This window comes from Ralstonia sp. RL (genome assembly GCF_001683835.1).
Classification (GTDB): domain Bacteria; phylum Pseudomonadota; class Gammaproteobacteria; order Burkholderiales; family Burkholderiaceae; genus Ralstonia; species Ralstonia mannitolilytica.
The window spans coordinates 1-718 of sequence record NZ_LWRX01000165.1 but is presented as its reverse complement, the minus strand read 5'-3'; the positions used below and the strand labels follow the sequence as shown (position 1 = coordinate 718).

The 718-nt window shown below is 63.5% G+C and carries 1 protein-coding gene; it reads right to left on the bottom strand.

The features are described from left to right. Nucleotides 1-4 precede the first annotated feature (4 nt). A complete protein-coding gene (locus A6M56_RS15540; protein ID WP_286758238.1) occupies nucleotides 5-535 on the bottom strand; it encodes an SNF2-related protein in 531 nt (176 codons plus the stop codon). Nucleotides 536-718: the final 183 nt, after the last annotated feature.

Sequence of the window (718 nt, the reverse complement as noted above, 5' to 3'; positions counted from 1 at the left end):
GTCCTTAAGCTGATCGATGACCCGACGTTTCCAGCTCACTTTGCCATTGCTCGACCAGATGTGGCGGGCAGAGGATGGCCAGGCGGGCGATTTCGCCACGGTCCATGAGCTCACGTGCGATCAGGCCGGCTTCGATGGTCTTGCCGATGCCGACGTCATCAGCGATCAGCAGGCGCACCGTAGACAGGCGCAGCGCCATCAGCAGGGGCACCAGCTGATAGCCACGCGGCTCCACGGCGATATTGCCAAAGGAGCGGAATGGGCCGGCGCCGGAGCGCAGTGTCAGCCGCAAGGCATCGCGCAGCAACAACGCAGCGGCGTGGTTGCCGGCGTGCGCGGGATCGGGCCATTCGAAGGAGGCTGGTTCGACGGGATGGAGTTCCAACTCTGGGATCAGGGCGATGCTTTCGTCCTCGGCGCCGCTCAATGGACGCAGGCGCAGCCAGTCGCGGCGGGAGTCGTTTTGCACCACCCATTCGCGGCCTCGGGCGCGCACCAGGCTGCCGGGCAGAAAGTCGTGTTCAAGGGCTGTCATGTACCTTTATTCCTTGGGGCCGAATACATCGGCGTGTGCGACGAACTGTTGTGGCCAGTGTGAAGCGTCCGAAAAATCGAGCACCTGCCAGCCTTTGTCCTGCAGCACGGCGGCGGTCTGCTCATCCACTGCGGACAGAAACACCAACGCACGAGATGCCTTGTACTGGGCTGCGGCGATGGC